The organism is Streptomyces sp. NPDC046379, assembly GCF_055587785.1.
The window spans coordinates 286,313-310,677 of record NZ_JBVJFP010000009.1; the positions used below are offsets into that span (position 1 = coordinate 286,313).

Here is a 24,365-nt window from a genome sequence, read left to right on the forward strand (position 1 = left end):
CGCCCGCCGACCCGGCGCCGGGCGGCCCGAGAGGGAGTACGAGAAGGTGGCAGCACCTAAAAAGGGCCGGAGTGCGAGCGCCCAGAGCAAGCCGTGGCGCTCGCTGGCCCTGATCCTGATCGCCATCCTGGCGCTCACCGGCGGCATGTTCGCCTCCGGTCACACCACTCCGCGTCTCGGCATCGACCTGGCCGGTGGTACGAGCATCACGCTCGGCGCGGTCCCCGAGGACGGCAATGAGTCCGCGATCAACCCGACCAACATGAACACGGCCGTCTCCATCATGGAGCGCCGCGTCAACGGTCTCGGCGTCTCGGAAGCAGAGGTCCAGACGCAGGGCGATCGCAACATCATCGTCAACATCCCCAAGGGCACCAACTCCGAGCAGGCACGCGAACAGGTCGGCACCACCGCCAAGCTCTACTTCCGCCCGGTCCTGGCCACCGAGGCCACCGGCGCCCCGGCGACGACCCCCTCGCCCAGCGGCTCGCCCTCGGCGAGCGGCTCCCCGAGCCCGTCCGCCTCGGCGTCCGCCTCCGAGAAGGCCACGCCCTCCGACGACGAGAGCGCGAGCCCCTCGGCCTCCGCGACCACGCAGGGCCGCGCCGTCACCGACGCGCTGAAGGCCGACCCCACCCCGTCCGCGAGCGCCTCGGCGTCCGCGAGCCCCAGCGCCTCCGCGCCGGCCGGGGACGCCGGCAAGGCGAGCAAGGCGGAGTCCCAGTACGCCACCCTCGACTGCAGCAAGCCCGCGGTCCGAGCGGAGGCCGGCGACGGCTCCAAGCCCGAGGAGACCACCGTCGGCTGCGGTGAGATGGACGGCGTCTGGTACAAGTACCTGCTCGGCCCCGCGGCCGTCGACGGCACCGAGGTCGACGACGCCCAGGCCGTCTACGACACCCAGAGCGGCGCCGGCTGGAAGGTCCAGATGGACTTCACCGGCAGCGGTTCCAAGAAGTTCGCCGAGATCACCGGCCAGCTCGCGAAGAACTCCCAGCCGCAGAACCAGTTCGGCATCGTCCTGGACGGCGAGGTCGTCTCCAGCCCGTACGTCAGCCAGTCGATCACCGGCGGCAACGCCGAGATCTCCGGCAGCTTCACCCAGGACGAGGCGCAGAACCTCGCCAACATGCTGTCGTACGGCGCCCTGCCGCTGACCTTCAAGGAGGACAGCGTCACCACGGTGACCGCGGCCCTCGGCGGCGAGCAGCTCGAGGCAGGCCTCATCGCGGGCGCCATCGGCCTCGCGCTGGTCATCGTCTACCTGCTGGTGTACTACCGCGGCCTGTCCTTCATCGCGATCCTGTCGCTGCTGGTCTCCGCCGCGCTCACCTACGTGATCATGTCGCTGCTCGGCCCCGCGATCGGCTTCGCGCTGAACCTGCCGGCCGTCTGCGGCGCCATCGTCGCCATCGGCATCACGGCGGACTCGTTCATCGTGTACTTCGAACGGGTCCGGGACGAGATCCGCGAGGGCCGCTCGCTGCGCCCCGCCGTCGAGCGGGCCTGGCCGCGTGCCCGGCGCACCATCCTGGTCTCCGACTTCGTCTCGTTCCTCGCCGCGGCGGTGCTCTTCATCGTCACCGTCGGCAAGGTGCAGGGCTTCGCGTTCACGCTCGGCCTGACCACCGTCCTCGACGTCGTGGTGGTCTTCCTGTTCACCAAGCCGCTGCTGACGCTGATGGCCCGCCGGAAGTTCTTCGCGAGCGGCCACCCGTGGTCCGGCCTCGACCCGAAGCGCCTGGGCGCCCGCCCGCCGCTGCGCCGCACCCGCCGTCCCGTCGCCCCCGTCGACCCGAAGGAGGCGTGAGATGTCGAAGCTCGGCACGCTCGGCGCCCGACTGCACCGTGGCGAGGTCGGTTACGACTTCGTCGGCAACCGCAAGCTCTGGTACGGCATCTCGATCCTGATCACCATCACGGCCATCGTCGGCCTGGCGGTGCGCGGCCTGAACATGGGCATCGAGTTCCAGGGCGGAGCCGTCTTCACCACCCCGAAGACGTCCGTCTCCGTGTCCCAGGCCGAGGAGTACGCGGAAGAGGCCTCCGGCCACGACGCCATCGTCCAGAAGCTCGGCAACGGCAGCCTGCGCATCCAGATCGCCGGCACCGACACCAGCAAGTCCGACCGGATCAAGGCGGACCTCGCAGAGAACCTCAAGGTCGACGGCGAGAAGATCAACGCCGAACTCGTCGGCCCCAGCTGGGGCGACCAGATCGCCAACAAGGCCTGGCAGGGACTCGGGATCTTCCTGGTCCTGGTGGTGATCTATCTGGCGATCGCCTTCGAGTGGCGGATGGCGCTGGCGGCGTTCGTCGCGCTCATCCACGACATCACCATCACGGTCGGCATCTACGCCCTCGTCGGCTTCGAGGTCACACCGGGCACGGTGATCGGTCTGCTGACCATCCTCGGCTACTCGCTCTACGACACGGTCGTCGTGTTCGACAGCCTCAAGGAACAGACGAAGGACATCGCCAAACAGACCCGCTGGACGTACAGCGACATCGCCAACCGCTCCATCAACAGCACCCTGGTCCGCTCGATCAACACCACGGTGGTCGCGCTGCTGCCGGTGGCGGGCCTGCTGTTCATCGGCGGCGGCGTCCTCGGCGCGGGCATGCTCAACGACATCTCGCTGTCGCTGTTCGTCGGTCTCGCGGCCGGCGCGTACTCCTCGATCTTCATCGCCACGCCGCTCGTCGCGGACCTCAAGGAGCTGGATCCGCAGATGAAGGCCCTGCGCAAGCGGGTCCTCGCCAAGCGCGCCCACTCCGGCGACCAGGGACCGGCCGAGGACGAGCACACCACCGCCGAGCCCTACGACGAGGACGACGAGCCGGGCGACGCCGCCCCGGCGGTGGTCGGCCCCCGCAACCAGCCCGCGTCCCGCACCCGGGGCCGCGGCCGGCCGTCGGGCAAGCGCCGATGACGGACGTCCAGGAACTGCTGCTCAGCCGCATCCGCGACGTTGCCGACTACCCGGAGCCGGGCGTGATGTTCAAGGACATCACCCCGCTCCTCGCGGACCCGGCGGCGTTCACGGCGCTCACGGACGAGCTGGCCGCCGTCGCCGGGCGCACCGGCGCCACCAAGGTCGTCGGTCTGGAGGCCCGGGGCTTCATCCTCGGCGCCCCGGTCGCCGTCCGGGCCGGCGTCGGCTTCATTCCCGTGCGCAAGGCGGGCAAGCTCCCCGGCGCCACCCTCCGCCAGGCCTACGACCTGGAGTACGGCTCCGCGGAGATCGAGGTGCACGCCGAGGACCTGAGCGCGGGCGACCGCGTCCTGGTCGTGGACGACGTGCTGGCCACCGGCGGCACCGCCGAGGCGTCCCTCACCCTCGTCCGCCGCGCCGGGGCCGAGGTCGCGGGCGTCGCCGTCCTGATGGAACTGGGCTTCCTGGGCGGGCGCGCCCGCCTCGAACCGGCCCTCGCCGGAGCGCCCCTGGAGGCACTCCTCACCATCTGAGACCCGTAGCCACCACCCGAGGCGGGCCCGGAGGAATCCGGCGCCCGCCTCCGGCGTTCCACCGGGGACGGTCCGCACAGTGGCCTGAAGGCGATCTGGGAGCCCCGGCTCGCTACCATGGGATTTCCGGAGCCTGACCGGGGACCCGGATCGCGCACGAGGAGCCCTCTTGCCAGACGAGGCCCAGCACCTGACCGCCGCCAAGCCCGAGCAGCCCTCGGAGCCCGCGGCGAAGCCCGCGCCGCGCCCGACGAACGACACCCGCGGGACGGCCGGGCACGCCCAGCCCGAGCCCGTCGCGCAGCCCGCCGAGCAGGCCCGCCCCAAGCCCGCGCCGCCAGAGCGCCCCGCGCCCGCTCCGGCGCCCGCGATCCGCCCCGCCGCGACCCCGCAGCCCGCCCGCTCCGGCTCCTCCAACCGCGTGCGCGCCCGTCTCGCCCGCCTCGGCGTCCAGCGCGCCAACCCGTACAACCCGGTTCTGGAGCCGTTGCTGCGCATAGTCCGCAGCAACGACCCCAAGATCGAAACGGCGACATTGCGCCAGATCGAGCGCGCCTACCAGGTCGCCGAACGCTGGCACCGCGGACAGAAGCGCAAGAGCGGCGACCCGTACATCACCCACCCGCTCGCCGTCACCACCATCCTCGCCGAGCTGGGCATGGACCCCGCCACCCTCATGGCGGGCCTGCTGCACGACACCGTCGAGGACACCGAGTACGGCCTGGACGACCTGCGCCGCGACTTCGGCGACGTGGTCGCCCTCCTGGTCGACGGCGTGACCAAACTGGACAAGGTCAAGTTCGGCGAGGCCGCGCAGGCCGAGACGGTGCGCAAGATGGTCGTCGCCATGGCCAAGGACCCGCGCGTCCTGGTCATCAAGCTCGCCGACCGCCTGCACAACATGCGCACCATGCGCTACCTCAAGCGCGAGAAGCAGGAGAAGAAGGCGCGCGAGACCCTGGAGATCTACGCGCCGCTCGCCCACCGCCTGGGCATGAACACCATCAAATGGGAGCTGGAGGACCTCGCCTTCGCGATCCTCTACCCCAAGATGTACGACGAGATCGTCCGCCTCGTCGCCGAGCGCGCCCCCAAGCGCGACGAGTACCTCGCCATAGTCACCGACGAGGTCCAGCAGGACCTGCGGGCGGCCCGCATCAAGGCGACCGTCACCGGCCGCCCCAAGCACTACTACAGCGTCTACCAGAAGATGATCGTCCGCGGCCGGGACTTCGCGGAGATCTACGACCTGGTGGGCATCCGCGTCCTCGTGGACACCGTCCGCGACTGCTACGCGGCCCTGGGCACCGTGCACGCGCGATGGAACCCGGTCCCCGGCCGGTTCAAGGACTACATCGCGATGCCCAAGTTCAACATGTACCAGTCGCTGCACACGACGGTCATCGGCCCCAACGGCAAGCCGGTCGAGCTGCAGATCCGCACCTTCGACATGCACCGCCGCGCCGAGTACGGCATCGCCGCGCACTGGAAGTACAAGCAGGAGGCCGTCGCCGGCGCCTCCAAGGTCCGCACCGACGCCCCGAAGTCGTCCGGCAAGGGCAAGGACGACCACCTCAACGACATGGCGTGGCTGCGGCAGCTGCTGGACTGGCAGAAGGAGACCGAGGATCCGGGCGAGTTCCTCGAGTCCCTGCGCTTCGACCTCTCCCGCAACGAGGTCTTCGTCTTCACGCCCAAGGGCGACGTCATCGCGCTGCCGGCCGGGGCCACCCCGGTCGACTTCGCCTACGCCGTCCACACGGAGGTCGGCCACCGGACCATAGGGGCACGGGTCAACGGCCGTCTGGTGCCGCTGGAGTCCACCCTGGACAACGGCGACCTGGTCGAGGTCTTCACCTCGAAGGCGGCCGGCGCGGGACCGTCGCGGGACTGGCTCGGCTTCGTCAAGTCGCCCCGCGCCCGCAACAAGATCCGCGGCTGGTTCTCCAAGGAGCGCCGGGACGAGGCGATCGAGCAGGGCAAGGACGCCATCGTCCGCGCCATGCGCAAGCAGAACCTGCCGATCCAGCGCATCCTCACCGGCGACTCGCTGGTCACCCTGGCCCACGAGATGCGCTACTCGGACATCTCCGCGCTGTACGCGGCCATCGGCGAGGGCCATGTCTCCGCGCAGAACATCGTGCAGAAGCTCGTCCAGGCCTACGGCGGCGAGGAGGCCGCCACCGAGGAGATCGACGAGAGCGTCCCGCCGGCCCGCGGTCGCCGCAAGCGCCGTTCCAGCAGCGACCCGGGCGTGGTCGTCAAGGGCGTCGACGACGTGTGGGTCAAACTGGCCCGCTGCTGCACCCCCGTCCCCGGCGACCCGATCATCGGCTTCGTCACCCGGGGCAGCGGCGTCTCGGTGCACCGCAGCGACTGCGTCAACGTCGAGTCGCTGTCCCGGGAGCCCGAGCGCATCCTCGACGTCGAGTGGGCGCCCACCCAGTCCTCGGTCTTCCTGGTCGCCATCCAGGTCGAGGCGCTGGACCGCTCCCGCCTGCTGTCGGACGTCACCCGCGTGCTGTCCGACCAGCACGTCAACATCCTCTCCGCGGCCGTCCAGACCTCCCGCGACCGCGTCGCCACCTCCCGCTTCACCTTCGAGATGGGCGACCCCAAGCACCTGGGCCACGTCCTGAAGGCGGTCCGGGGCGTGGAGGGCGTCTACGACGTCTACCGCGTGACGTCGGCGCGCAGCCGGTCGTAGGGGGCCGCCGCACCCACGAGGGGCAGCGGCCGGACAGCACGAGGAGGGGACAGCACGAGGAAGGGGCTCCCGTACGCGGTACGGGAGCCCCTTCCTCGGTGCGCTGCGTCAGCCGCCGAACTCCTGCAGACCCTTCAGCGCCTGGTCCAGCAGGGCCTGGCGGCCCTCCAGCTCACGCTCGAGCTTCTCCGCCTTCGCGGTGTTGCCCTGGGCGCGCGCCTGCTCGATCTGGCCCTTGAGCTTGTCCACGGCGGCCTGGAGCTGCCCGGTGAGACCCTCGGCACGTGCCCGCGCCTCCGGGTTCGTCCGGCGCCACTCGGCCTCCTCGGCCTCCTGGATCGCCCGCTCCACCGCGTGCATCCGGCCCTCGACCTTCGGCCGGGCGTCGCGCGGCACGTGGCCGATGGCCTCCCAGCGCTCGTTGACCGAGCGGAAGGCGGCCCGCGCGGCCTTCAGGTCCGTGACCGGGAGGATCTTCTCGGCCTCCTCGGCCAGCTCCTCCTTCAGCTTGAGATTCTCGGCCTGCTCCGCGTCCCGCTCGGCGAAGACCGAGCTGCGGGCGGCGAAGAACACGTCCTGGGCGCCGCGGAAACGGTTCCACAGGTCGTCCTCGTGCTCGCGCTGGGCGCGGCCCGCGGCCTTCCACTCGGTCATCAGCTCGCGGTAGCGCGCGGCGGTCGGACCCCAGTCCGTCGAACCGGACAGCGACTCGGCCTCGGCGACCAGCCGCTCCTTGATCCGACGGGCCTCCTCGCGCTGCGCGTCCAACTGCGCGAAGTGCGCCTTGCGTCGCTTGGAGAACGCCGACCGCGCGTGCGAGAAGCGGTGCCACAGCTCGTCGTCCGACTTGCGGTCGAGCCTCGGCAGCCCCTTCCAGGTGTCCACCAGCGCCCGCAGCCGCTCGCCGGCCGCCCGCCACTGGTCGGACTGCGCCAGCTCCTCCGCCTCGGCGACCAGCGCCTCCTTGGCGTGCCGGGCCTCGTCGGTCTGCTTGGCCCGCTGCGCCTTGCGCTCCTCGCGGCGCGCCTCGACGGTCGCGACGAGCTGGTCCAGCCGGGCCCGCAGCGCGTCCAGATCACCGACCGCGTGGTGCGCGTCGACCTGCTCGCGCAGATGGTCGATGGCGGCCTGCGCGTCCTTCGCGGACAGGTCGGTGGTCTTCACTCGCTTCTCGAGGAGGCCGATCTCGACAACCAGGCCCTCGTACTTGCGCTCGAAGTAGGCCAGCGCCTCGTCAGGAGAGCCGGCCTGCCAGGAACCGACGACCTTCTCGCCGTCGGCCGTACGCACGTACACGGTCCCCGTCTCGTCGACGCGGCCCCACGGGTCGCTGCTCACAGCGCCTCCTCCACATGATGCCCGCGGGGGCCTCAGCTGCCCCGGGCATCGTCCACAGTTTCGTCACGGCCAACATAGGCGACCGGCGGGCGGCCTGTCCGCATCCCGCGCGACCGAAGTTCCGCAGTTGGGGGTCAGGATTCGGTGACCGTCATCTTGTTGATCACGACGGTCGCGTTCGGGGCCCCGTCACCGGCTCCGGTGCTCTCGCCGGCGTCGGCGATCTTCTTCAGCACCTTCATGCCCGACTCCGAGACCGTACCGAACGGGGTGTAGCTGGGCGGCAGCTGGCTGTCCTGGTAGACGAGGAAGAACTGGCTGCCGCCGGAGTCCGGCTGGCCGGTGTTGGCCATCGCGACCGTCCCCGCCGGATAGACGTTGTCCTTGAGGCTCTTGTCCTTCAGATTCTCGTCGGGAATCGTGTACCCCGGACCGCCGCTGCCGCTGCCCGTCGGGTCGCCGCACTGGAGCACGTAGATGCCGTTGGTGGTGAGCCGGTGGCACTTGGTGTGGTCGAAGTAGCCCTTGCCGGCGAGGAAACCGAACGAGTTGACCGTGTGCGGCGCGGCGGACGCCTTCAGGTCGACGTCGATGTCGCCGCAGGTCGTCGCGAGCTTCATCGTGTACTTCGCCGACTTGTCGATCGTGAGCTTTGGCTCCTTCTTCCAGGTCATCTTCTCGACCTTGCCCGCGGCCGGCTTCTCGCACGGGTCCGGAGCCTTCTTGGTCGGCGACGCGCTCGGCGTGACCTCGGCGCCCGCGTTCGTCTTGTCGTCGTCGCCCTTCATGACCCCGGTCGTGTACAGCGCGAGGCTGCCGATGAGGACCACGCCGAGCGCCGAGGCGATGGCCGCGTTGCGCGCGCGGGCCTTTCGCCTGGCGGCCGTACGCCGCTGCTGCTGCCGCAAGAACTTCTCCCGGGCGAGCTGACGCCGCCGCTGTTCCTGGGTGACCACCGGGTTTACTCCTCATGCGTCTCGGACGTCGACGGTTACGCGTGCGCCCCAGTGGGCCGATCGCGTGCGTGTGCCCCGTACCGTATATGGGTTCGCTGAGGAAACGGCAGCGCCGGTAGGCTCTGAACGCGGGCGCAGCCGGCCCGTGATTCCGCCCGAACCGACACAACGAAGGACGATCGTGCTCATTGCCGGGTTCCCCGCCGGGGCCTGGGGGACGAACTGTTATCTCGTCGCCCCCGCCGCCGGTGAGGAGTGCGTGATCATCGACCCCGGCCACCAGGCCGCCCCCGGCGTCGAGGAAGCGGTCCGCAAGCATCGGCTCAAGCCCGTCGCCGTCGTCCTCACCCACGGCCACATCGACCACGTCGCCTCGGTCGTCCCGGTGTGCGGCGCGCACGACGTGCCCGCCTGGATCCACCCGTCCGACCGCTACATGATGAGCGACCCCGAGAAGGCCCTGGGGCGTTCCATCGGCATGCCGCTGATGGGCGAGCTGACGGTCGGGGAGCCGGACGACGTCCGGGAGCTGACCGACGGGGCGCGGCTGGAGCTGGCCGGCCTGGAGTTCTCCGTCGCGCACGCGCCGGGCCATACCAAGGGGTCGGTGACCTTCCGGATGCCCGAGGCCGGCGACATCCCGCCGGTGTTCTTCTCGGGCGACCTGCTGTTCGCCGGCTCCATCGGACGCACCGACCTGCCCGGCGGCGACATGGCCGAGATGCTCGACTCGCTGGCCCGCGTGTGCCTGCCGCTCGACGACTCGACCGTGGTGCTGTCCGGCCACGGCCCCCAGACGACCATCGGCCAGGAGCGCGCCACCAACCCCTATCTGCGGCAGGTGGCGGCCGGCCAGGGAGCATCCCCGGCTCCCCGACGAGGAATGTGACGAGAGACCTTCCGTGAGCACCTTCAAGGCCCCCAAGGGCACGTACGACCTGATCCCGCCGGACAGCGCCAAGTACCTCGCCGTCCGCGAGGCCATCGCCGCCCCCCTGCGCAGCTCCGGCTACGGCTACGTCGAGACGCCCGGCTTCGAGAACGTCGAGCTGTTCGCGCGCGGCGTCGGCGAGTCCACCGACATCGTCACCAAGGAGATGTACGCCTTCGAGACCAAGGGCGGCGACCGGCTGGCGCTGCGCCCCGAGGGCACCGCGTCCGTGCTGCGCGCCGCGCTGGAGGCCAACCTGCACAAGGCGGGCAACCTCCCCGTCAAGCTCTGGTACTCGGGCTCCTACTACCGTTACGAGCGCCCGCAGAAGGGCCGCTACCGCCACTTCTCGCAGGTCGGCGCCGAGGCGATCGGCGCGGAGGACCCGGCCCTGGACGCCGAGCTGATCATCCTCGCCGACCAGGCGTACCGCTCGCTGGGGCTGAGCCGGTTCCGCATCCTGCTCAACTCCCTGGGCGACAAGGAGTGCCGCCCGGTGTACCGGGAGGCGCTGCAGAACTTCCTGCGCGGCCTCGACCTCGACGAGGAGACCCTGCGCCGGGCCGACATCAACCCGCTGCGCGTCCTCGACGACAAGCGCCCCGACGTCCAGAAGCAGCTCACCGACGCCCCGCTGCTGCGCGACTACCTGTGCGACGCCTGCAAGGCGTACCACGAGGAGGTCCGTGAGCTGATCACGGCCGCGGGCGTCGCCTTCGAGGACGACCCCAAGCTGGTGCGCGGTCTGGACTACTACACCCGCACCACCTTCGAGTTCGTCCACGACGGCCTCGGCTCGCAGTCCGCGGTCGGCGGCGGCGGCCGGTACGACGGCCTCTCCGAGATGATCGGCGGCCCCGCCCTGCCGTCGGTCGGCTGGGCCCTCGGCGTCGACCGCACGGTGCTCGCCCTGGAGGCGGAGGGCGTCGAGCTCCAACTGGCGCCCGCGACCAGCGTGTTCGCGGTCCCGCTGGGCGAGGAGGCCCGCCGGGTGCTGTTCGCGAAGGTCACCGAGCTGCGCAAGAACGGCATCGCCGCCGACTTCTCCTACGGCGGCAAGGGCCTGAAGGCGGCGATGAAGGCCGCCAACCGCTCCGGCGCCCGCTACGCCCTCGTGCTCGGCGAACGCGACCTCGCCGAGGGCGTCGTCCAGCTCAAGGACATGGAGTCGGGCGATCAGACGGCGTTCGGCGTCAACGAGATCGTCGCCGAACTCGAGTCCCGGCTGGGCTGATCGTCGTACCGGAGGGCGCCGATTGTCCGTACGGGCATTCGGCGCCCTCCGGTGTGTCCGAATCCGTGCGGCGATCCCTGCCCCTTTATGCGCAGTGAACGGTGACGACGGGTGTGCGTGCGGCACAATGGCCCCTGCCGGAAGCAGCCCCCTCGAGTGACGGATCGGCGTGATGAGCAAGACGACAGTGAAGGACGTCTCCACCGCCCCGGAGCCGCAGCGTGCCGCCCCCGGGGCGCGGACGGTCGGCGCGGGCCGGGCCTTCGCCCTGCTGCTGGTGATCACCGGCGCGGCGGGACTGCTCGCCGCGTGGGTCATCACGATCGACAAGTTCAAGATCCTGGAGGCCAAGGCCGAGGGCAAGACGTTCACGCCGAGCTGCAGCCTGAACCCGATCGTCTCCTGCGGCAGCGTGATGGAGAGCGACCAGGCGTCCGTCTTCGGCTTCCCCAACCCGATGCTGGGCCTCGTCACCTACGGCATCGTGATCTGCGTGGGCGTCGGCCTGCTCGCGAACGCCCGCTTCCCGCGCTGGTACTGGCTCACCTTCAACGCCGGCGCCCTCTTCGGCGTCCTGTTCTGCACCTGGCTGATGTTCCAGTCGCTGTACCGGATCAACGCCCTGTGCCTGTGGTGCTCACTGGCCTGGGTCGCCACGATCTTCATGTTCTGGTACCTGACCTCGTTCAACGTGCGCAATGACCTGCTGCCCGCGCCGACCTGGCTCAAGGGCTTCTTCGGCGAGTTCAGCTGGGTCCTGCCGGTCACCCACGTCGGCGTCATCGCCATGCTGATCCTGACCCGCTGGGGCTCCAAGCTCTGGGCCTGACGCTCCCGGACCCGGTCCGGGGGCCGGCGGCGTTGTCGGTGCCGTGCTCTAGGGTTTCAAGCGTGGAGCCCGACCTTTTCACCGCCGCCGCCGAAGACCGCCAGGAGAAGGACCCGACCAGCAGCCCCCTGGCGGTGCGGATGCGCCCGCGCACGCTGGACGAGGTGGTGGGACAGCAGCACCTGCTCAAGCCCGGCTCGCCCCTGCGCCGGCTCGTCGGAGAAGGCGCCGGGGGACCGGCCGGCCCGTCCTCCGTGATCCTGTGGGGTCCGCCCGGCACCGGCAAGACCACCCTCGCCTACGTCGTCTCCAAGGCCACCAACAAGCGCTTCGTGGAGCTGTCCGCGATCACCGCCGGCGTCAAGGAGGTCCGCGCGGTCATCGACGGCGCCCGCCGCGCCACCGGCGGCTACGGCAAGGAGACCGTCCTCTTCCTGGACGAGATCCACCGCTTCAGCAAGGCCCAGCAGGACTCCCTGCTGCCCGCCGTCGAGAACCGCTGGGTGACCCTGATCGCCGCCACCACCGAGAACCCGTACTTCTCGGTGATCTCCCCGCTGCTCTCCCGTTCCCTCCTGCTCACCCTCGAACCGCTCACCGACGACGACCTGCGCGGCCTGATCCGCCGCGCCCTCGCCGACGAACGCGGCCTGGGAGCCGCCGTCGCCCTCCCCGACGACACCGAGGACCACCTGCTGCGCATCGCCGGCGGGGACGCCCGTCGCGCCCTGACCGCGCTGGAGGCCGCCGCCGGGGCCGCCCTCGACAAGGGCGAGAGCGCGATCGCCCTGAGCACGCTGGAAGAGACCGTCGACCGCGCGGCGGTGAAGTACGACCGCGACGGCGACCAGCACTACGACGTCGCCAGCGCCCTGATCAAGTCCATCCGCGGCTCCGACGTCGACGCCGCCCTGCACTACCTGGCCCGGATGATCGAGGCCGGGGAGGACCCCCGCTTCATCGCGCGCCGGCTGATGATCTCCGCCAGCGAGGACGTCGGCCTCGCCGACCCCAACGCCCTGCCCATCGCGGTCGCCGCCGCCCAGGCCGTCGCCATGATCGGCTTCCCGGAGGCCGCTCTCACCCTCAGCCACGCCACCATCGCCCTCGCCCTGGCCCCCAAGTCCAACGCCGCCACCACCGCGATCGGCGCCGCCCTGGACGACGTGCGCAAGGGACTGGCCGGCCCCGTCCCGCCCCATCTGCGCGACGGCCACTACAAGGGCGCCGCCGAACTGGGCCACGCCCAGGGGTACGTCTACCCGCACGACCTGCCCGAGGGCATCGCCGCCCAGCAGTACGCCCCCGACGCCCTCAAGGACCGGGAGTACTACGCGCCCACCCGGCACGGCGCCGAGGCCCGCTACGCGGACGCGGTCGAGTGGACCCGCAAGCACCTCGGTCGCAAGCCCTCCTGAGCACCCTGTAAACTTCCTCGAAGCGCTGCGTCCCGTGTCCGGCCCCGGTCGGCTCACCAGAGCGGGACATCCAGCCGGAGCCCTGGTCCGCCAGGCCTCCAGGAGCGTCGCGCACCGTCGAACGGTGTCGCGGGCAGCCCACCACCACCCGGAGTCCCGGAGCGGTCGGTGGGCCACTCGCGTGCTGCACGTATGTGCCCAGATCAGGGGAGCGGCTGCCCGGCGAGTCCGGTGACGGACCCGCAGGGTTTCCCCGGCTGCGGATTGCGACCTCCCGTAACCCTGGTGAAGCCGTAAACAGACAGAGAGACAAAGACAGTGGCGAACCAGTCCCGCCCCAAGGTCAAGAAGTCGCGTGCCCTCGGCATCGCGCTGACCCCGAAGGCCGTCAAGTACTTCGAGGCCCGTCCCTACCCGCCGGGTGAGCACGGCCGCGGCCGCAAGCAGAACTCGGACTACAAGGTCCGTCTGCTCGAGAAGCAGCGCCTGCGCGCGCAGTACGACGTGTCCGAGCGCCAGCTCGTCCGCGCCTACGAGCGTGCCTCCAAGGTCCAGGGCAAGACCGGTGAGGCCCTGATCATCGAGCTGGAGCGTCGTCTCGACGCCCTGGTCCTGCGTTCGGGCATCGCCCGCACGATCTACCAGGCCCGCCAGATGGTCGTCCACGGCCACATCGAGGTCAACGGCCAGAAGGTCGACAAGCCGTCCTTCCGCGTCCGCCCGGACGACGTCGTGATGGTGCGCGAGCGCAGCCGTGAGAAGCCGCTGTTCCAGGTCGCCCGCGAGGGCGGCTTCGCCCCCGACGGCGAGATCCCGCGCTACCTCCAGGTGAACCTCAAGGCCCTGGCGTTCCGCCTGGACCGCGAGCCGAACCGCAAGGAGATCCCGGTGATCTGCGACGAGCAGCTCGTCGTCGAGTACTACGCCCGCTGATCCCTCGGCAGGCGCGGTACCCAGCGGTGCCTCAGCCCGTCGTCTCCCCGCCCTGCCGGGTGGGGGAGGCGGCGGGCTCTCGCGTGTCCGTGCCGGGCGGACCCGGCGGCACCGGCCCGCGCGGTCCCGGCAGCGCCGTCGCGCCCCGGGCCGCCCCGCCCAGCGCCCGGCCCACGGCCTCCGCGCGGTCCAGCCGCCCGCCGGCCCGCACGCACTCCTCGTACCGCTCGTCGCCCAGCCGCCGGCGCGCCTCGGCCTCGCACAGCCGGTGCGGCGTCGAGAAGTACGCCGAGCCGAACAGCGGCAGCCCCACCGACGGCCACATCCGCGCCGCCGCCCCCTGCAGCACCGCGGCCTCGCCCGGATCGCCGTCCGCCGTGGTCACCAACGCCAGCAGCTCGATCGACAGCACCTGCCCGAGCAGGTCGTGGAAGGCGTCGGCGCCCGCCAGACAGTCCCGGAGCAGCTCCCGCGCCCGGCCGGGGTCGCCCTCGGTCCAGGCCGCGTACGCCAGCACGTACAGGGCGTAGCCGCGGGCCCACCGCTCGCCGTGGTCCTCGCACACCCGGCGCACGTCCTCGCACAGGCGCACCGCCTCCTGCAGATCACCCTGGAACGCCCGCGTCATCGCCAGCTCCACCTGCGCCATCAGCACATTGCTGTTCAGCTCGCCGATCTCCCGGTAGCGCGCCAGCGCCGAGCGCAGCAGCGTCCGAGCCCGGGCCATGTCGTCCGTGACCAGTGCCAGACAGCCCGTGCGGTGCTCGGCGTACGCCACCGCCACCGCGCTGCCCGCCCGCTCCGCCCGCCGGCGGCACTCCTGGAGCGCCGCGAGCGCCGGCGCCGCGTCGCCCTGGAGGATCGCCACATAGCCGAGCACCCACAGCGCCTTCAGCCGCGACTTCTCGTTGTCCGAGCCGAGTTCCAGGCCGCGCTCCAGCCAGTGCCGCCCCTCGGCGAGCCGCCCGCAGCCGGCCCAGTAGAACCACAGGGTGCCCGCCAGGTACTGGCCCAGATGCGTCTCGCCCCGCTCGGTCAGACAGAACTCCAGCGCGGCCCGCAGATTCGGCAGCTCCGCCGCGATCCGCCCGGCCGCCTGCGCCTGGCGCGGCGAGAACCACTCCAGCTCGCACCAGGTCGCCAGGCCCAGGTACCAGTCGCGGTGCCGCCGCCGCAGCCGGGCCGCGTCCCCGCTCGCCTCCAGCCAGTCGCCGCCGTACGCCCGGATCGTGTCCAGCATCCGGTAGCGCGGCCCCGACGGGGCGTCCTCCCGTACGACCACGGACTGCGCGATCAGCTCCGACAGCACGTCGAGGACATCGTCGGCGGGCAGCCCGTCCCCGCTGCACACGTACTCCACGGCCTCCAGGTCGAACGGCCCGGCGAACACCGACAGCCGCGCCCACAGCAGCCGCTCCTCGGGGGCGCACAGCTCATGGCTCCAGCCGATCGCCGTGCGCAGCGTCCGGTGGCGCGCCGGCGCCTCGCGGCCGGACCTGCCCAGCAACCGGAACCGGTCGTCCAGCCGGGCCAGCAACTGCTCGCAGGACAGTGCCCGCAGCCGCCCCGCGGCCAGCTCGATCGCCAGCGGAATGCCGTCCAGGCGCCGGCACAGCTCCCGTACCGCCGCCTCGTCGCCGGGCGGCGCCCCCTGCTGCGCGGCGCGCTCCGCGAACAGCCGGGCCGCCTCGTCCTCCTCCAGCGGGGCCAGCGGGAACAGCCGCTCGCCGGGGACGTCCAGCGGCCGGCGGCCCACCGCGAGCACCGTGAGCCCCGGCGCGTGCCGCAGCAGTTCGGACACCAGCTCCGCGCACGCGTCCACCAGATGTTCCACCCCGTCGAGCAGCAGCAGGAGCCGGCGGTCGCGGACGTGGCCGAGCAGGGTGTCGCGGGGCGCTCGCGTGGTGTGGTCGGTCAGGGCCAGGGCCTCCACGACCGCGTAGTCCAGCAACGTCGCGTCGCGCACCGGCGACAGGTCCACCCGCCACACCCCGTCGGGCGGCGCGGCCCGCGCGGCCGCGCGGGCGGCCAGCCGCGACTTGCCGACGCCGCCGGCGCCGGTCACGGTCACCAGCCGGGCGGTGTCGAGCGCCCGGGCCAGCGCCGCGAGTTCGGCGGCGCGTCCGACGAAGGCGTCCAGTTCGAGCGGGAGATTGCCGGGCAGGGGAGTACCGGCGGGCTCAGGGTCTCGCATGGGATACGGAGCGTAGTGAATCGTCATCGCTCCGTACAATCGCGCGGACGGTCCGGGGGCCTGGCGCGGCGAGGTAATCCGGTACGGAGCCCCAGCCCCGGCGCGATAGGCTCGGTGCACGACTTTTTCGATGCAGAGGCACGTTCTCAGGGAGCGGGTGCGCGGTGTCCGGTGGAGAGGTGGCCGGGATTCTGGTGGCCGTCTTCTGGGCGATCCTGGTCTCCTTCCTCGCGGTGGCCCTGGCGAGGCTGGCCCAGACGCTCAGGGCGACCACCAAGCTGGTGGCGGACGTGACCGACCAGGCCGTCCCGCTGCTGGCGGACGCCTCCCAGGCGGTGCGCGCGGCGCAGACCCAGATCGACCGGGTCGACGCCATCGCCTCCGACGTCCAGGAGGTCGCCTCGAACGCCTCCGCGCTCTCGACGACCGTCGCCTCCACGTTCGGCGGCCCCCTCGTCAAGGTCGCGGCCTTCGGCTACGGAGTGCGGCGGGCCCTCGGCCGCAAGGACGACGTGCCCGCCGAGGACTCCCGGCGTACCGTGATCGTGGGCCGCACCGTGCCGGCCACCCGGCGGGAGAAGCGGAACCTCCGTGGGAAGAAGGACTGAGCCGAGATGTTCCGCCGCACCTTCTGGTTCTCCACCGGCGTCGCCGCCGGCGTCTGGGCCACGACCAAGGTCAATCGCAAGCTGAGGCAGCTGACGCCGGAGAGTCTCGCCGCCACGGCCGCGACCAAGGCGCTCGAGGCAGGCCACCGGGTCAAGGACCGCGCGGTCGGCTTCGCCCTGGAGGTCCGCGACAACATGGCCCGGCGGGAGGCCGAACTCGGCGAGGCGCTCGGCCTGAACGCGCCCGTCGACCGGGAGCTCCCGCCGCCCGCGGGGTTCGCCGTCATCGAGAACCGCAACGACCCCAAGTACGTCGAGACCACGACGTACTCGTACAACCGGAATGAGGACCACTGATGGAGTCGGCTGAGATCCGCCGTCGCTGGCTGAGCTTCTTCGAGGAGCGCGGGCACACCGTCGTCCCTTCGGCGTCGCTCATCGCGGACGACCCGACTCTGCTGCTCGTCCCGGCCGGCATGGTGCCCTTCAAGCCCTACTTCCTGGGCGAGGTCAAGCCGCCCTTCGACCGCGCCACCAGCGTGCAGAAGTGCGTGCGCACGCCGGACATCGAAGAGGTCGGCAAGACCACCCGGCACGGCACCTTCTTCCAGATGTGCGGCAACTTCTCCTTCGGCGACTACTTCAAGGAAGGCGCCATCAAGCTCGCCTGGGAGCTGCTCACCAGCCCTCAGGACAAGGGCGGTTACGGCCTCGACCCCGAGCGCCTGTGGATCACCGTCTACAAGGACGACGACGAGGCCGAGCAGATCTGGCACGAGGTCGTCGGCGTGCCCAAGGAGCGCATCCAGCGCCTGGGCATGAAGGACAACTTCTGGTCCATGGGCGTGCCCGGACCGTGCGGCCCCTGCTCCGAGATCAACTACGACCGCGGCCCCGAGTTCGGCGCCGAGGGCGGCCCCGCCGTCAACGACGAGCGGTACGTGGAGATCTGGAACCTCGTCTTCATGCAGTACGAGCGGGGCCAGGGCATCGGCAAGGACAACTTCGAGATCCTCGGGGACCTGCCGAGCAAGAACATCGACACCGGCCTCGGCCTCGAGCGGCTCGCCATGATTCTGCAGGGCGTGCAGAACATGTACGAGATCGACACGTCCATGGCCGTCATCGACAAGGCCACCGAGCTGACCGGCGTCCGCTACGGCGACGCCCACTCCTCCGACGTCTCCCTGCGCGTGGTCACCGACCACATGCGCACCGCCGTGATGCTCATCGGCGACGGCGTCACCCCGGGCAACGAGGGCCGCGGCTACGTGCTGCGCCGGATCATGCGCCGCGCCATCCGCAACATGCGCCTGCTCGGCGCCACCGGCCCGGTCGTCAAGGACCTGGTCGACACCGTGATCGGCATGATGGGGCAGCAGTACCCGGAGCTGATCACCGACCGCGAGCGCATCGAGAAGGTCGCCCTCGCCGAGGAGAACGCCTTCCTCAAGACGCTGAAGGCCGGCACCAACATCCTCGACACCGCCGTGTCCGAGACCAAGGCCGCCGGCGGCAGCGTCCTGCCCGGCGACAAGGCCTTCCTGCTCCACGACACCTGGGGCTTCCCGATCGACCTCACCCTGGAGATGGCCGCCGAGCAGGGGCTGTCCGTGGACGAGGACGGCTTCCGGCGCCTGATGAAGGAGCAACGCGAGCGCGCCAAGGCCGACGCCCAGGCCAAGAAGACCGGCCACGCCGACATGGGCGCCTACCGGGAGATCGCCGACCTGGCCGGGGAGACCGAGTTCATCGGCTACACCGACACCGAGGGCGAGTCGACCATCGTCGGCATCCTCGTGGACGGCGTCTCCTCGCCGGCCGCCACCGAGGGCGACGAGGTCGAGATCGTGCTGGACCGGACGCCGTTCTACGCCGAGGGCGGCGGCCAGATCGGCGACACCGGCCGGATCAGGGCCGACTCCGGGGCCGTCATCGAGGTCCGCGACTGCCAGAAGCCGGTGCCGGGCGTCTACGTCCACAAGGGCGTCGTCCAGGTCGGCGAGGTGACCGTCGGCGCCCGCGCCCAGGCCTCCATCGACGCCCGCCGCCGCAAGGCCATCGCCCGCGCCCACTCGGCCACCCACCTCACCCACCAGGCCCTGCGCGACGCTCTCGGCCCCACGGCCGCCCAGGCCGGCTCCGAGAACCAGCCCGGCCGCTTCCGCTTCGACTTCGGCTCGCCGTCCGCCGTTCCGACGGCCGTGATGACCGACGTCGAGCAGAAGATCAACGAGGTGCTCGCCCGCGACCTCGACGTCCGCGCCGACGTCATGGGCATCGACGAGGCCCGCAAGCAGGGCGCCATCGCCGAGTTCGGCGAGAAGTACGGCGAGCGGGTCCGCGTGGTGACCATCGGCGACTTCTCCAAGGAGCTGTGCGGCGGCACCCATGTGCACAACACCGCCCAGCTCGGCCTGGTGAAGCTGCTCGGCGAGTCCTCCATCGGCTCCGGCGTGCGCCGTATCGAGGCCCTCGTCGGCGTCGACGCCTACCACTTCCTCGCCCGCGAGCACACGGTCGTCAACCAGCTGACCGAGCTGCTCAAGGGCCGTCCGGAGGAGCTGCCGGAGAAGGTCTCCGCCATGCTCGGCAAGCTCAAGGACGCCGAGAAGGAGATCGAGAAGTTCCGCGCCGAGAAGGTGCTCCAGGCCGCCGCCGGCCTCGCCGAGTCCGCCAAGGACGTCCGGGGCGTCGCCCTGGTCACCGGGCAGGTCCCGGACGGCACCACCGCCGACGACCTGCGCAAGCTGGTCCTCGACGTGCGCGGCCGCATCCAGGGCGGGCGGGCCGCCGTCGTGGCCCTGTTCACGACGGTGAACGGCAAGCCGCTGACGGTCATCGCCACCAACGAGGCCGCCCGCGAGCGCGGCCTCAAAGCCGGCGACCTGGTCCGTACGGCCGCCAAGACCCTCGGCGGCGGCGGTGGCGGCAAGCCGGACGTCGCCCAGGGCGGCGGCCAGAACCCGGCCGCCATCGGCGACGCCGTCGACGCCGTCGAACGCCTCGTGGCGGAAACGGCCCAGTGACGATGCGCCGAGGACGCCGGCTCGCGATCGACGTCGGCGACGCCCGGATCGGGGTCGCCTCGTGCGACCCCGACGGGATTCTCGCCACCCCGGTGGAGACGGTCCCGGGCCGGGACGTCCCCGCGGCCCACCGTCGGCTGGGGCAGCTCGTCGAGGAGTACGAGCCGATCGAGGTCGTCGTCGGTCTCCCTCGCTCCCTCAAGGGAGGCGAGGGCCCGGCCGCGGTCAAGGTCCGCGCCTTCGCGGGAGAACTCGCACGCATGATCGCGCCCGTTCCGGTCAGACTCGTCGATGAGCGCATGACGACGGTCACGGCCACCCAGGGGCTGCGCGCATCCGGCGTGAAGTCCAGGAAGGGCCGTTCCGTGATCGACCAGGCCGCGGCGGTGATCATTCTGCAGCAGGCCCTGGAATCCGAACGGGTGTCAGGTACAGCGCCGGGCGAGGGCGTCGAAGTGGTCATCTGATCGCGATACGGTAACGTTCCGCGCGATGCGGCGGCGTTCGAAACAGCCGGCGCACAGCAAGAGGCGGGACGGGAGCCGGGACTCGCAGGCCGCGCACCCGCCGCCTCGCGGCTCTAGGGGATCGATGACTGAGTATGGCCGGGGCCCAGGCTCCGAACCGTGGCATCCGGAGGACCCGTTGTACGGGGACCGCGGATGGGCAGGACAGCAGGCCGCAACGGGCCCGCAGTCCCCCTACGGCGGCCAGCCGCAGCACCACCCGCACCAGCAGCCGCAGCAGCCGCAGTACGGCGACTGGAGCCAGGGAGGCCCGCAGGACCCCTACGGCCAGGGCCGGCAGCAGCACCCGCAGCCGTACGACCAGCAGCCTTACCACCCCGGCCACGGGCAGCAGCCGTACGACCCCGCATACCCCCAGCAGCCCGGCCAGGAGCAGGAGGGCTGGAGCACCGGCGCGCAGCCGCACGTCCCCTACGCAGCCGACCCCGCCGACCCGTACGTCCAGCAGTCCGAGGCGTACACCGGCGAACAGCCCGACTTCTACGGCACCCCGGACGCCTACCCGCCGCCCGAGCCGCCCGCCCGGAGACGCGCCGAGCCGGAGCCGGAACGGGCCGGCGGCGACTGGGATCCCGGCCCCGACCGGGGCGAGCACGCGTTCTTCGCGGACGACGACGAGGACGGCGACGACGACGCGCGGAGCACCCGCAGCGGGCGCGGCGACCGGCGCGGACGGGGCGGCAAGAGCCGCAAGAGCCGCAGCGGCTGCGCCTGCCTGGTGGTCGTCCTGGTCTTCGGCGGCGGCCTGGCCGGCGTGAGCTACTTCGGCTACCAGTTCTACCAGGACCGTTTCGGCAGCGCTCCCGACTACGCGGGCGACGGCAACGGCGAGCAGGTCACCGTCCAGATTCCCAAGGGCGCACTCGGCTACGAGATCGGCCGGCGGCTCAAGGAGGCGGGCGTGGTCAAGAGCGTCGACGCGTTCGTCGCCGCGCAGGCGCAGAACCCCGAGGGGCAGTCCATCCAGGCGGGCGCCTATCTCCTCAACAAGGAGATGTCCGCCGAGAGCGCCGTCGAGCTGATGCTCGACCCCAAGAGCCAGAACAATGTGATGGTCACACCGGGGCAGCGCAACATCACGGTGTACCGGGCCATCGACGAGCGGCTCGGCCTCAAGGACGGCACCACCCGGGACGTCGCCGGGAAGAAGTACAAGAGCCTCGGCCTGCCCGAGTGGGCCAACAGCGACCGCGACATCAAGGACCCGCTGGAGGGCTTCCTCTACCCGGGCACCTATCCCGCGGCCAAGGGCATGAAGCCCGAGGCGGTCCTGAAGCAGATGGTCACGCAGGCCAACGAGAAGTACGGGCAGTACGACCTGGACGACAAGGCCCGGGAGCTCGACCTCGACAACCCCCTGCAGGTCGTCACGGTCGCCAGCCTCGTCCAGGCCGAGGGCAAGACGGAGGAGGACTTCCGCAAGATGGCGGAGGTCGTCTACAACCGCCTCAAGCCGTCCAACACCGAGACCTACCAGCTGCTCCAGTTCGACTCGACCTTCAACTACCTGAAGGGCGAGAGCAACATCCACATCAGCGAGTCCGAGATCAACAGCAACCGGGACCCGTACAACACGTACACCCGCAAGGGCCTGCCCCCCGGACCGATCGGGAACCCCGGAGCGGAGGCGCTCAAGGCGGCGCTGAACCCGACCGGCGACGGCTGGCTCTACTTCGTGGCGACCGACGGAGCGAACAAGACAGAATTCGCCCGGACCCACGACGAATTCCTGAAGCTCAAGGACAAGTTCAATGACAGCACGGGCAACTGACGCCCGCCGTGCGGCCGTTCTCGGCTCGCCCATCGCCCACTCCCTCTCCCCGGTGCTGCACCGGGCCGCGTACGCGGAGCTGGGGCTGACCGGCTGGACGTACGACCGGTTCGAGGTGGACGAGGACGCCCTGGCGGGCTTCGTGGAGGGGCTCGGTCCCGAGTGGGCCGGGCTGTCGCTGACCATGCCGCTGAAGCGGGCCGTGATCCCGCTGCTGGACGGAATCAGCGAGACGGCGGCCTCGGTCGAGGCGGTCAACACACTGGTGTTCACCGACGACGGCCGCCGCCTCGGCGACAACACCGACATCCCCGGCATGGTCGCCGCGCTGCGGGAGCACGGCATCGAGCAGGTCGCCTCGGCGGCGGTCCTCGGCGCCGGCGCCACCGCCTCCTCCGCGCTGGCCGCGCTGGCCCGGATCTGCACCGGTGAGGTCGTGGTCTACGTGCGCAGCGCGGCGCGCGCCGCCGAGATGCGGCAGTGGGGCGAGCGGCTCGACGTCGAGGTGCGCACCGAGGACTGGGCGGACGCGGCCGACGCGCTGCACCGGCCGCTGGTGATCGCGACGACCCCGGCCGGGGCCACCGACGCGCTCGCCGCCCGGGTGCCGGAACGGCCCGCGACCCTGTTCGACGTGCTCTACGAGCCGTGGCCGACCACCCTCGCCGCCCGCTGGTCCGCCTACGGTGGCGCCGTCGTCAGCGGTCTCGACCTGCTGGTGCACCAGGCGGTGCTCCAGGTCGAGCAGATGACCGGCCGGACGCCGGCGCCCGTGGACGCCATGCGGAAAGCTGGCGAGCAGGCGCTGGCGGAACGCTAGGATCACTGCGGTCCGCAGGGGGCGGATCTTCTCTTGTGACCGTGGGGGAGCGGTAGTTCATGTCCACAGGTGTGTCCCTGGCGTCCGTCAAGGCGCAGATCTTCGACGCCGTGCTGGGGTTTCTGCCGGACTGGGTGCAGATCACCGTACTGGCGCTGATCGTGCTCGCCGTCGTGGCGTCCTGGGTGATCAGGATCAAGCGCAGGATCGCCCGGCGCCGGGCGGCCCGTTCCGGCCGCCCGGTGCACGCGGCGGCGCAGTACGGGCAGGGGAGCGGCGCCGACCACCTCGGTCCCTACGCGCCGCAGCAGGCGCCGGCCCGGGGGAGCGGCGCGGACCACCTCGGCGCCTACGCGCGGCAGCAGGCGCCCGCTCCGGGGAGCGGCGCCGACTACCTCGGCGCCTACGCGCCGCACAGCGCCCGGCGTGACGGATCGGGCTGACGCGACTACGTCCGCCTGATGGAACAGCGGCCGGGGCAGCCGCGGGGACATGGGAGGATCGGAGATGGCCGGCCAGGGCCGCGCACCCCGGTCGCGCCACCACGGCACGCGAGGACGAAGGCGTGCCGCAAGGGCAGTACCGGGGCGCGAATCATGAGGAGCACCGTTGAGCAGGTTGCGCTGGCTGACCGCGGGGGAGTCCCACGGTCCCGCACTCGTCGCGACGCTGGAGGGCCTTCCGGCAGGTGTGCCGGTCACCACGGAGATGGTGGCCGGTCATCTGGCGCGGCGGCGGCTCGGTTACGGCCGGGGCGCCCGGATGAAGTTCGAGCGTGACGAGGTCACCTTCCTCGGCGGCGTCCGGCACGGTCTGACCCTGGGTTCTCCGGTGGCGGTCATGGTGGGGAACACCGAGTGGCCGAAGTGGGAGCAGGTCATGGCGGCCGATCCGGTCGATCCGGAGGTGCTCGCCGGTCTGGCCCGCAGTGCCCCGCTGACCCGGCCGCGTCCCGGTCACGCCGATCTGGCGGGTATGCAGAAGTACGGTTTCGCCGAGGCCCGGCCGGTCCTGGAGCGGGCGTCGGCGCGGGAGACGGCGGCCCGGGTGGCGCTGGGCGCGGTGGCCCGTTCGTACCTGAAGGAGACCGCGGGCATCGAGATCGTCAGCCATGTCGTGGAGCTGGCCGGGGCGAGGGCGCCCTACGGCGTCCATCCGACCCCGGCCGACGTGGAGAGGCTGGACGCGGACCCGGTGCGGTGCCTGGACGCGGACGCGTCGGAGGCGATGGTCGCCGAGATCGACCGGGCCCACAAGGACGGTGACACCCTGGGCGGGGTGGTGGAGGTGCTGGCGTACGGGGTGCCGGTGGGGCTGGGCTCGCACGTGCACTGGGACCGGCGGCTGGACGCGCGGCTGGCCGCCGCGCTGATGGGCATCCAGGCGATCAAGGGCGTCGAGGTCGGCGACGGTTTCGGTCTGGCGCGGGTGCCGGGTTCGAAGGCGCACGACGAGATCGTGGCCACCGGCGAGGGCGTCCGGCGGGCGACGGGGCGTTCCGGTGGCACGGAGGGCGGTCTGAGCACGGGCGAGCTGCTGCGGGTGCGGGCCGCGATGAAGCCGATCGCCACGGTGCCGCGGGCGCTGAGGACGGTCGACGT

Annotated in this window: 20 protein-coding genes; 17 read left to right on the plus strand and 3 right to left on the minus strand. The window is 71.4% G+C overall.

Annotated elements, in window-relative coordinates; translation table 11 throughout:
- Positions 1 to 46 precede the first annotated feature (46 nt).
- The 4 genes from secD to ACZ6KF_RS18405 all read left to right on the plus strand — a co-directional run bounded on the left by secD (position 47) and on the right by ACZ6KF_RS18405 (position 6,176).
- Positions 47 to 1,810 carry a protein translocase subunit SecD gene (gene secD, locus ACZ6KF_RS18390; protein ID WP_356627136.1) on the plus strand — a complete coding sequence of 588 codons (1,764 nt, stop codon included), beginning with the start codon at positions 47 to 49 and terminating at the stop codon, positions 1,808 to 1,810.
- A 1-nt stretch (position 1,811) separates the two neighbouring features.
- Complete coding sequence (gene secF / locus ACZ6KF_RS18395) at positions 1,812 to 2,933, plus strand: protein translocase subunit SecF (protein ID WP_356627106.1); 1,122 nt, start codon at positions 1,812 to 1,814, stop codon at positions 2,931 to 2,933.
- Positions 2,930 to 3,469, plus strand: coding sequence for an adenine phosphoribosyltransferase (locus ACZ6KF_RS18400; protein WP_469176386.1), 540 nt, complete (start codon positions 2,930 to 2,932; stop codon positions 3,467 to 3,469). The genes secF and ACZ6KF_RS18400 overlap by 4 nt, the downstream gene beginning before the upstream one ends.
- A gap of 169 nt (positions 3,470 to 3,638) precedes the next feature.
- Positions 3,639 to 6,176 (plus strand): RelA/SpoT family protein, encoded by a 2,538-nt coding sequence (locus ACZ6KF_RS18405; RefSeq protein WP_469159170.1) that lies wholly within the window; start codon positions 3,639 to 3,641, stop codon positions 6,174 to 6,176.
- A gap of 108 nt (positions 6,177 to 6,284) precedes the next feature.
- Here ACZ6KF_RS18405 and ACZ6KF_RS18410 read toward each other — a convergent pair whose 3' ends face one another.
- Both ACZ6KF_RS18410 and ACZ6KF_RS18415 read right to left on the minus strand, forming a co-directional pair.
- Positions 6,285 to 7,514 carry a DUF349 domain-containing protein gene (locus ACZ6KF_RS18410; RefSeq protein WP_356627109.1) on the minus strand — a complete coding sequence of 410 codons (1,230 nt, stop codon included), beginning with the start codon at positions 7,512 to 7,514 and terminating at the stop codon, positions 6,285 to 6,287.
- A gap of 134 nt (positions 7,515 to 7,648) precedes the next feature.
- Positions 7,649 to 8,470, minus strand: coding sequence for a peptidylprolyl isomerase (locus ACZ6KF_RS18415; protein WP_356627110.1), 822 nt, complete (start codon positions 8,468 to 8,470; stop codon positions 7,649 to 7,651).
- A gap of 181 nt (positions 8,471 to 8,651) precedes the next feature.
- Here ACZ6KF_RS18415 and ACZ6KF_RS18420 point away from each other — a divergent pair, with 181 nt between their 5' ends.
- From ACZ6KF_RS18420 to rpsD, 5 genes are all read left to right on the plus strand, one after another.
- Positions 8,652 to 9,359, plus strand: coding sequence for an MBL fold metallo-hydrolase (locus tag ACZ6KF_RS18420; RefSeq protein ID WP_356627111.1), 708 nt, complete (start codon positions 8,652 to 8,654; stop codon positions 9,357 to 9,359).
- Between the two features lie 13 nt (positions 9,360 to 9,372).
- On the plus strand, positions 9,373 to 10,635 hold the full coding sequence (hisS, locus tag ACZ6KF_RS18425; protein ID WP_469159171.1) for a histidine--tRNA ligase: 1,263 nt from the start codon (positions 9,373 to 9,375) through the stop codon (positions 10,633 to 10,635).
- Positions 10,636 to 10,807: 172 nt separating this feature from the next.
- Positions 10,808 to 11,464 carry a vitamin K epoxide reductase family protein gene (locus tag ACZ6KF_RS18430; RefSeq protein ID WP_356627114.1) on the plus strand — a complete coding sequence of 219 codons (657 nt, stop codon included), beginning with the start codon at positions 10,808 to 10,810 and terminating at the stop codon, positions 11,462 to 11,464.
- A 62-nt stretch (positions 11,465 to 11,526) separates the two neighbouring features.
- The gene (locus ACZ6KF_RS18435; protein ID WP_356627115.1) at positions 11,527 to 12,882 is read left to right on the plus strand and encodes a replication-associated recombination protein A; all 1,356 of its coding nucleotides are present in this window, start codon (positions 11,527 to 11,529) and stop codon (positions 12,880 to 12,882) included.
- Between the two features lie 318 nt (positions 12,883 to 13,200).
- Complete coding sequence (gene rpsD / locus ACZ6KF_RS18440) at positions 13,201 to 13,815, plus strand: 30S ribosomal protein S4 (protein ID WP_356627116.1); 615 nt, start codon at positions 13,201 to 13,203, stop codon at positions 13,813 to 13,815.
- Positions 13,816 to 13,846: 31 nt separating this feature from the next.
- Here the strand turns inward: rpsD and ACZ6KF_RS18445 are convergent, their stop codons facing one another.
- Positions 13,847 to 16,009: an ATP-binding protein gene (locus tag ACZ6KF_RS18445; protein ID WP_469239225.1), complete on the minus strand. Its 2,163-nt coding sequence runs from the start codon at positions 16,007 to 16,009 to the stop codon at positions 13,847 to 13,849.
- Between the two features lie 164 nt (positions 16,010 to 16,173).
- Between ACZ6KF_RS18445 and ACZ6KF_RS18450 the strand changes: the two genes are divergently transcribed.
- The 8 genes from ACZ6KF_RS18450 to aroC all read left to right on the plus strand — a co-directional run.
- Positions 16,174 to 16,617: a DUF948 domain-containing protein gene (locus ACZ6KF_RS18450; RefSeq protein WP_356627118.1), complete on the plus strand. Its 444-nt coding sequence runs from the start codon at positions 16,174 to 16,176 to the stop codon at positions 16,615 to 16,617.
- Positions 16,618 to 16,623: 6 nt separating this feature from the next.
- Positions 16,624 to 16,974 (plus strand): hypothetical protein, encoded by a 351-nt coding sequence (locus ACZ6KF_RS18455; RefSeq protein WP_356627119.1) that lies wholly within the window; start codon positions 16,624 to 16,626, stop codon positions 16,972 to 16,974.
- Positions 16,974 to 19,646, plus strand: coding sequence for an alanine--tRNA ligase (gene alaS, locus ACZ6KF_RS18460; RefSeq protein WP_356627120.1), 2,673 nt, complete (start codon positions 16,974 to 16,976; stop codon positions 19,644 to 19,646). Before ACZ6KF_RS18455 ends, alaS begins: the two co-directional genes overlap by 1 nt.
- A 2-nt stretch (positions 19,647 to 19,648) precedes the next feature.
- Positions 19,649 to 20,113: a Holliday junction resolvase RuvX gene (ruvX, locus tag ACZ6KF_RS18465; RefSeq protein WP_356627137.1), complete on the plus strand. Its 465-nt coding sequence runs from the start codon at positions 19,649 to 19,651 to the stop codon at positions 20,111 to 20,113.
- 124 nt (positions 20,114 to 20,237) lie between these two features.
- Complete coding sequence (mltG, locus tag ACZ6KF_RS18470) at positions 20,238 to 21,944, plus strand: endolytic transglycosylase MltG (protein ID WP_469159174.1); 1,707 nt, start codon at positions 20,238 to 20,240, stop codon at positions 21,942 to 21,944.
- Positions 21,925 to 22,764: a shikimate dehydrogenase gene (locus ACZ6KF_RS18475; protein ID WP_356627122.1), complete on the plus strand. Its 840-nt coding sequence runs from the start codon at positions 21,925 to 21,927 to the stop codon at positions 22,762 to 22,764. The genes mltG and ACZ6KF_RS18475 overlap by 20 nt, the downstream gene beginning before the upstream one ends.
- 59 nt (positions 22,765 to 22,823) lie before the next feature.
- On the plus strand, positions 22,824 to 23,207 hold the full coding sequence (locus ACZ6KF_RS18480) for a hypothetical protein (RefSeq protein WP_356627123.1): 384 nt from the start codon (positions 22,824 to 22,826) through the stop codon (positions 23,205 to 23,207).
- Between the two features lie 166 nt (positions 23,208 to 23,373).
- Positions 23,374 to 24,365, plus strand: a 992-nt coding sequence (gene aroC / locus ACZ6KF_RS18485) for a chorismate synthase (RefSeq protein WP_469239227.1), incomplete at its 3' end; no start/stop codon positions are given.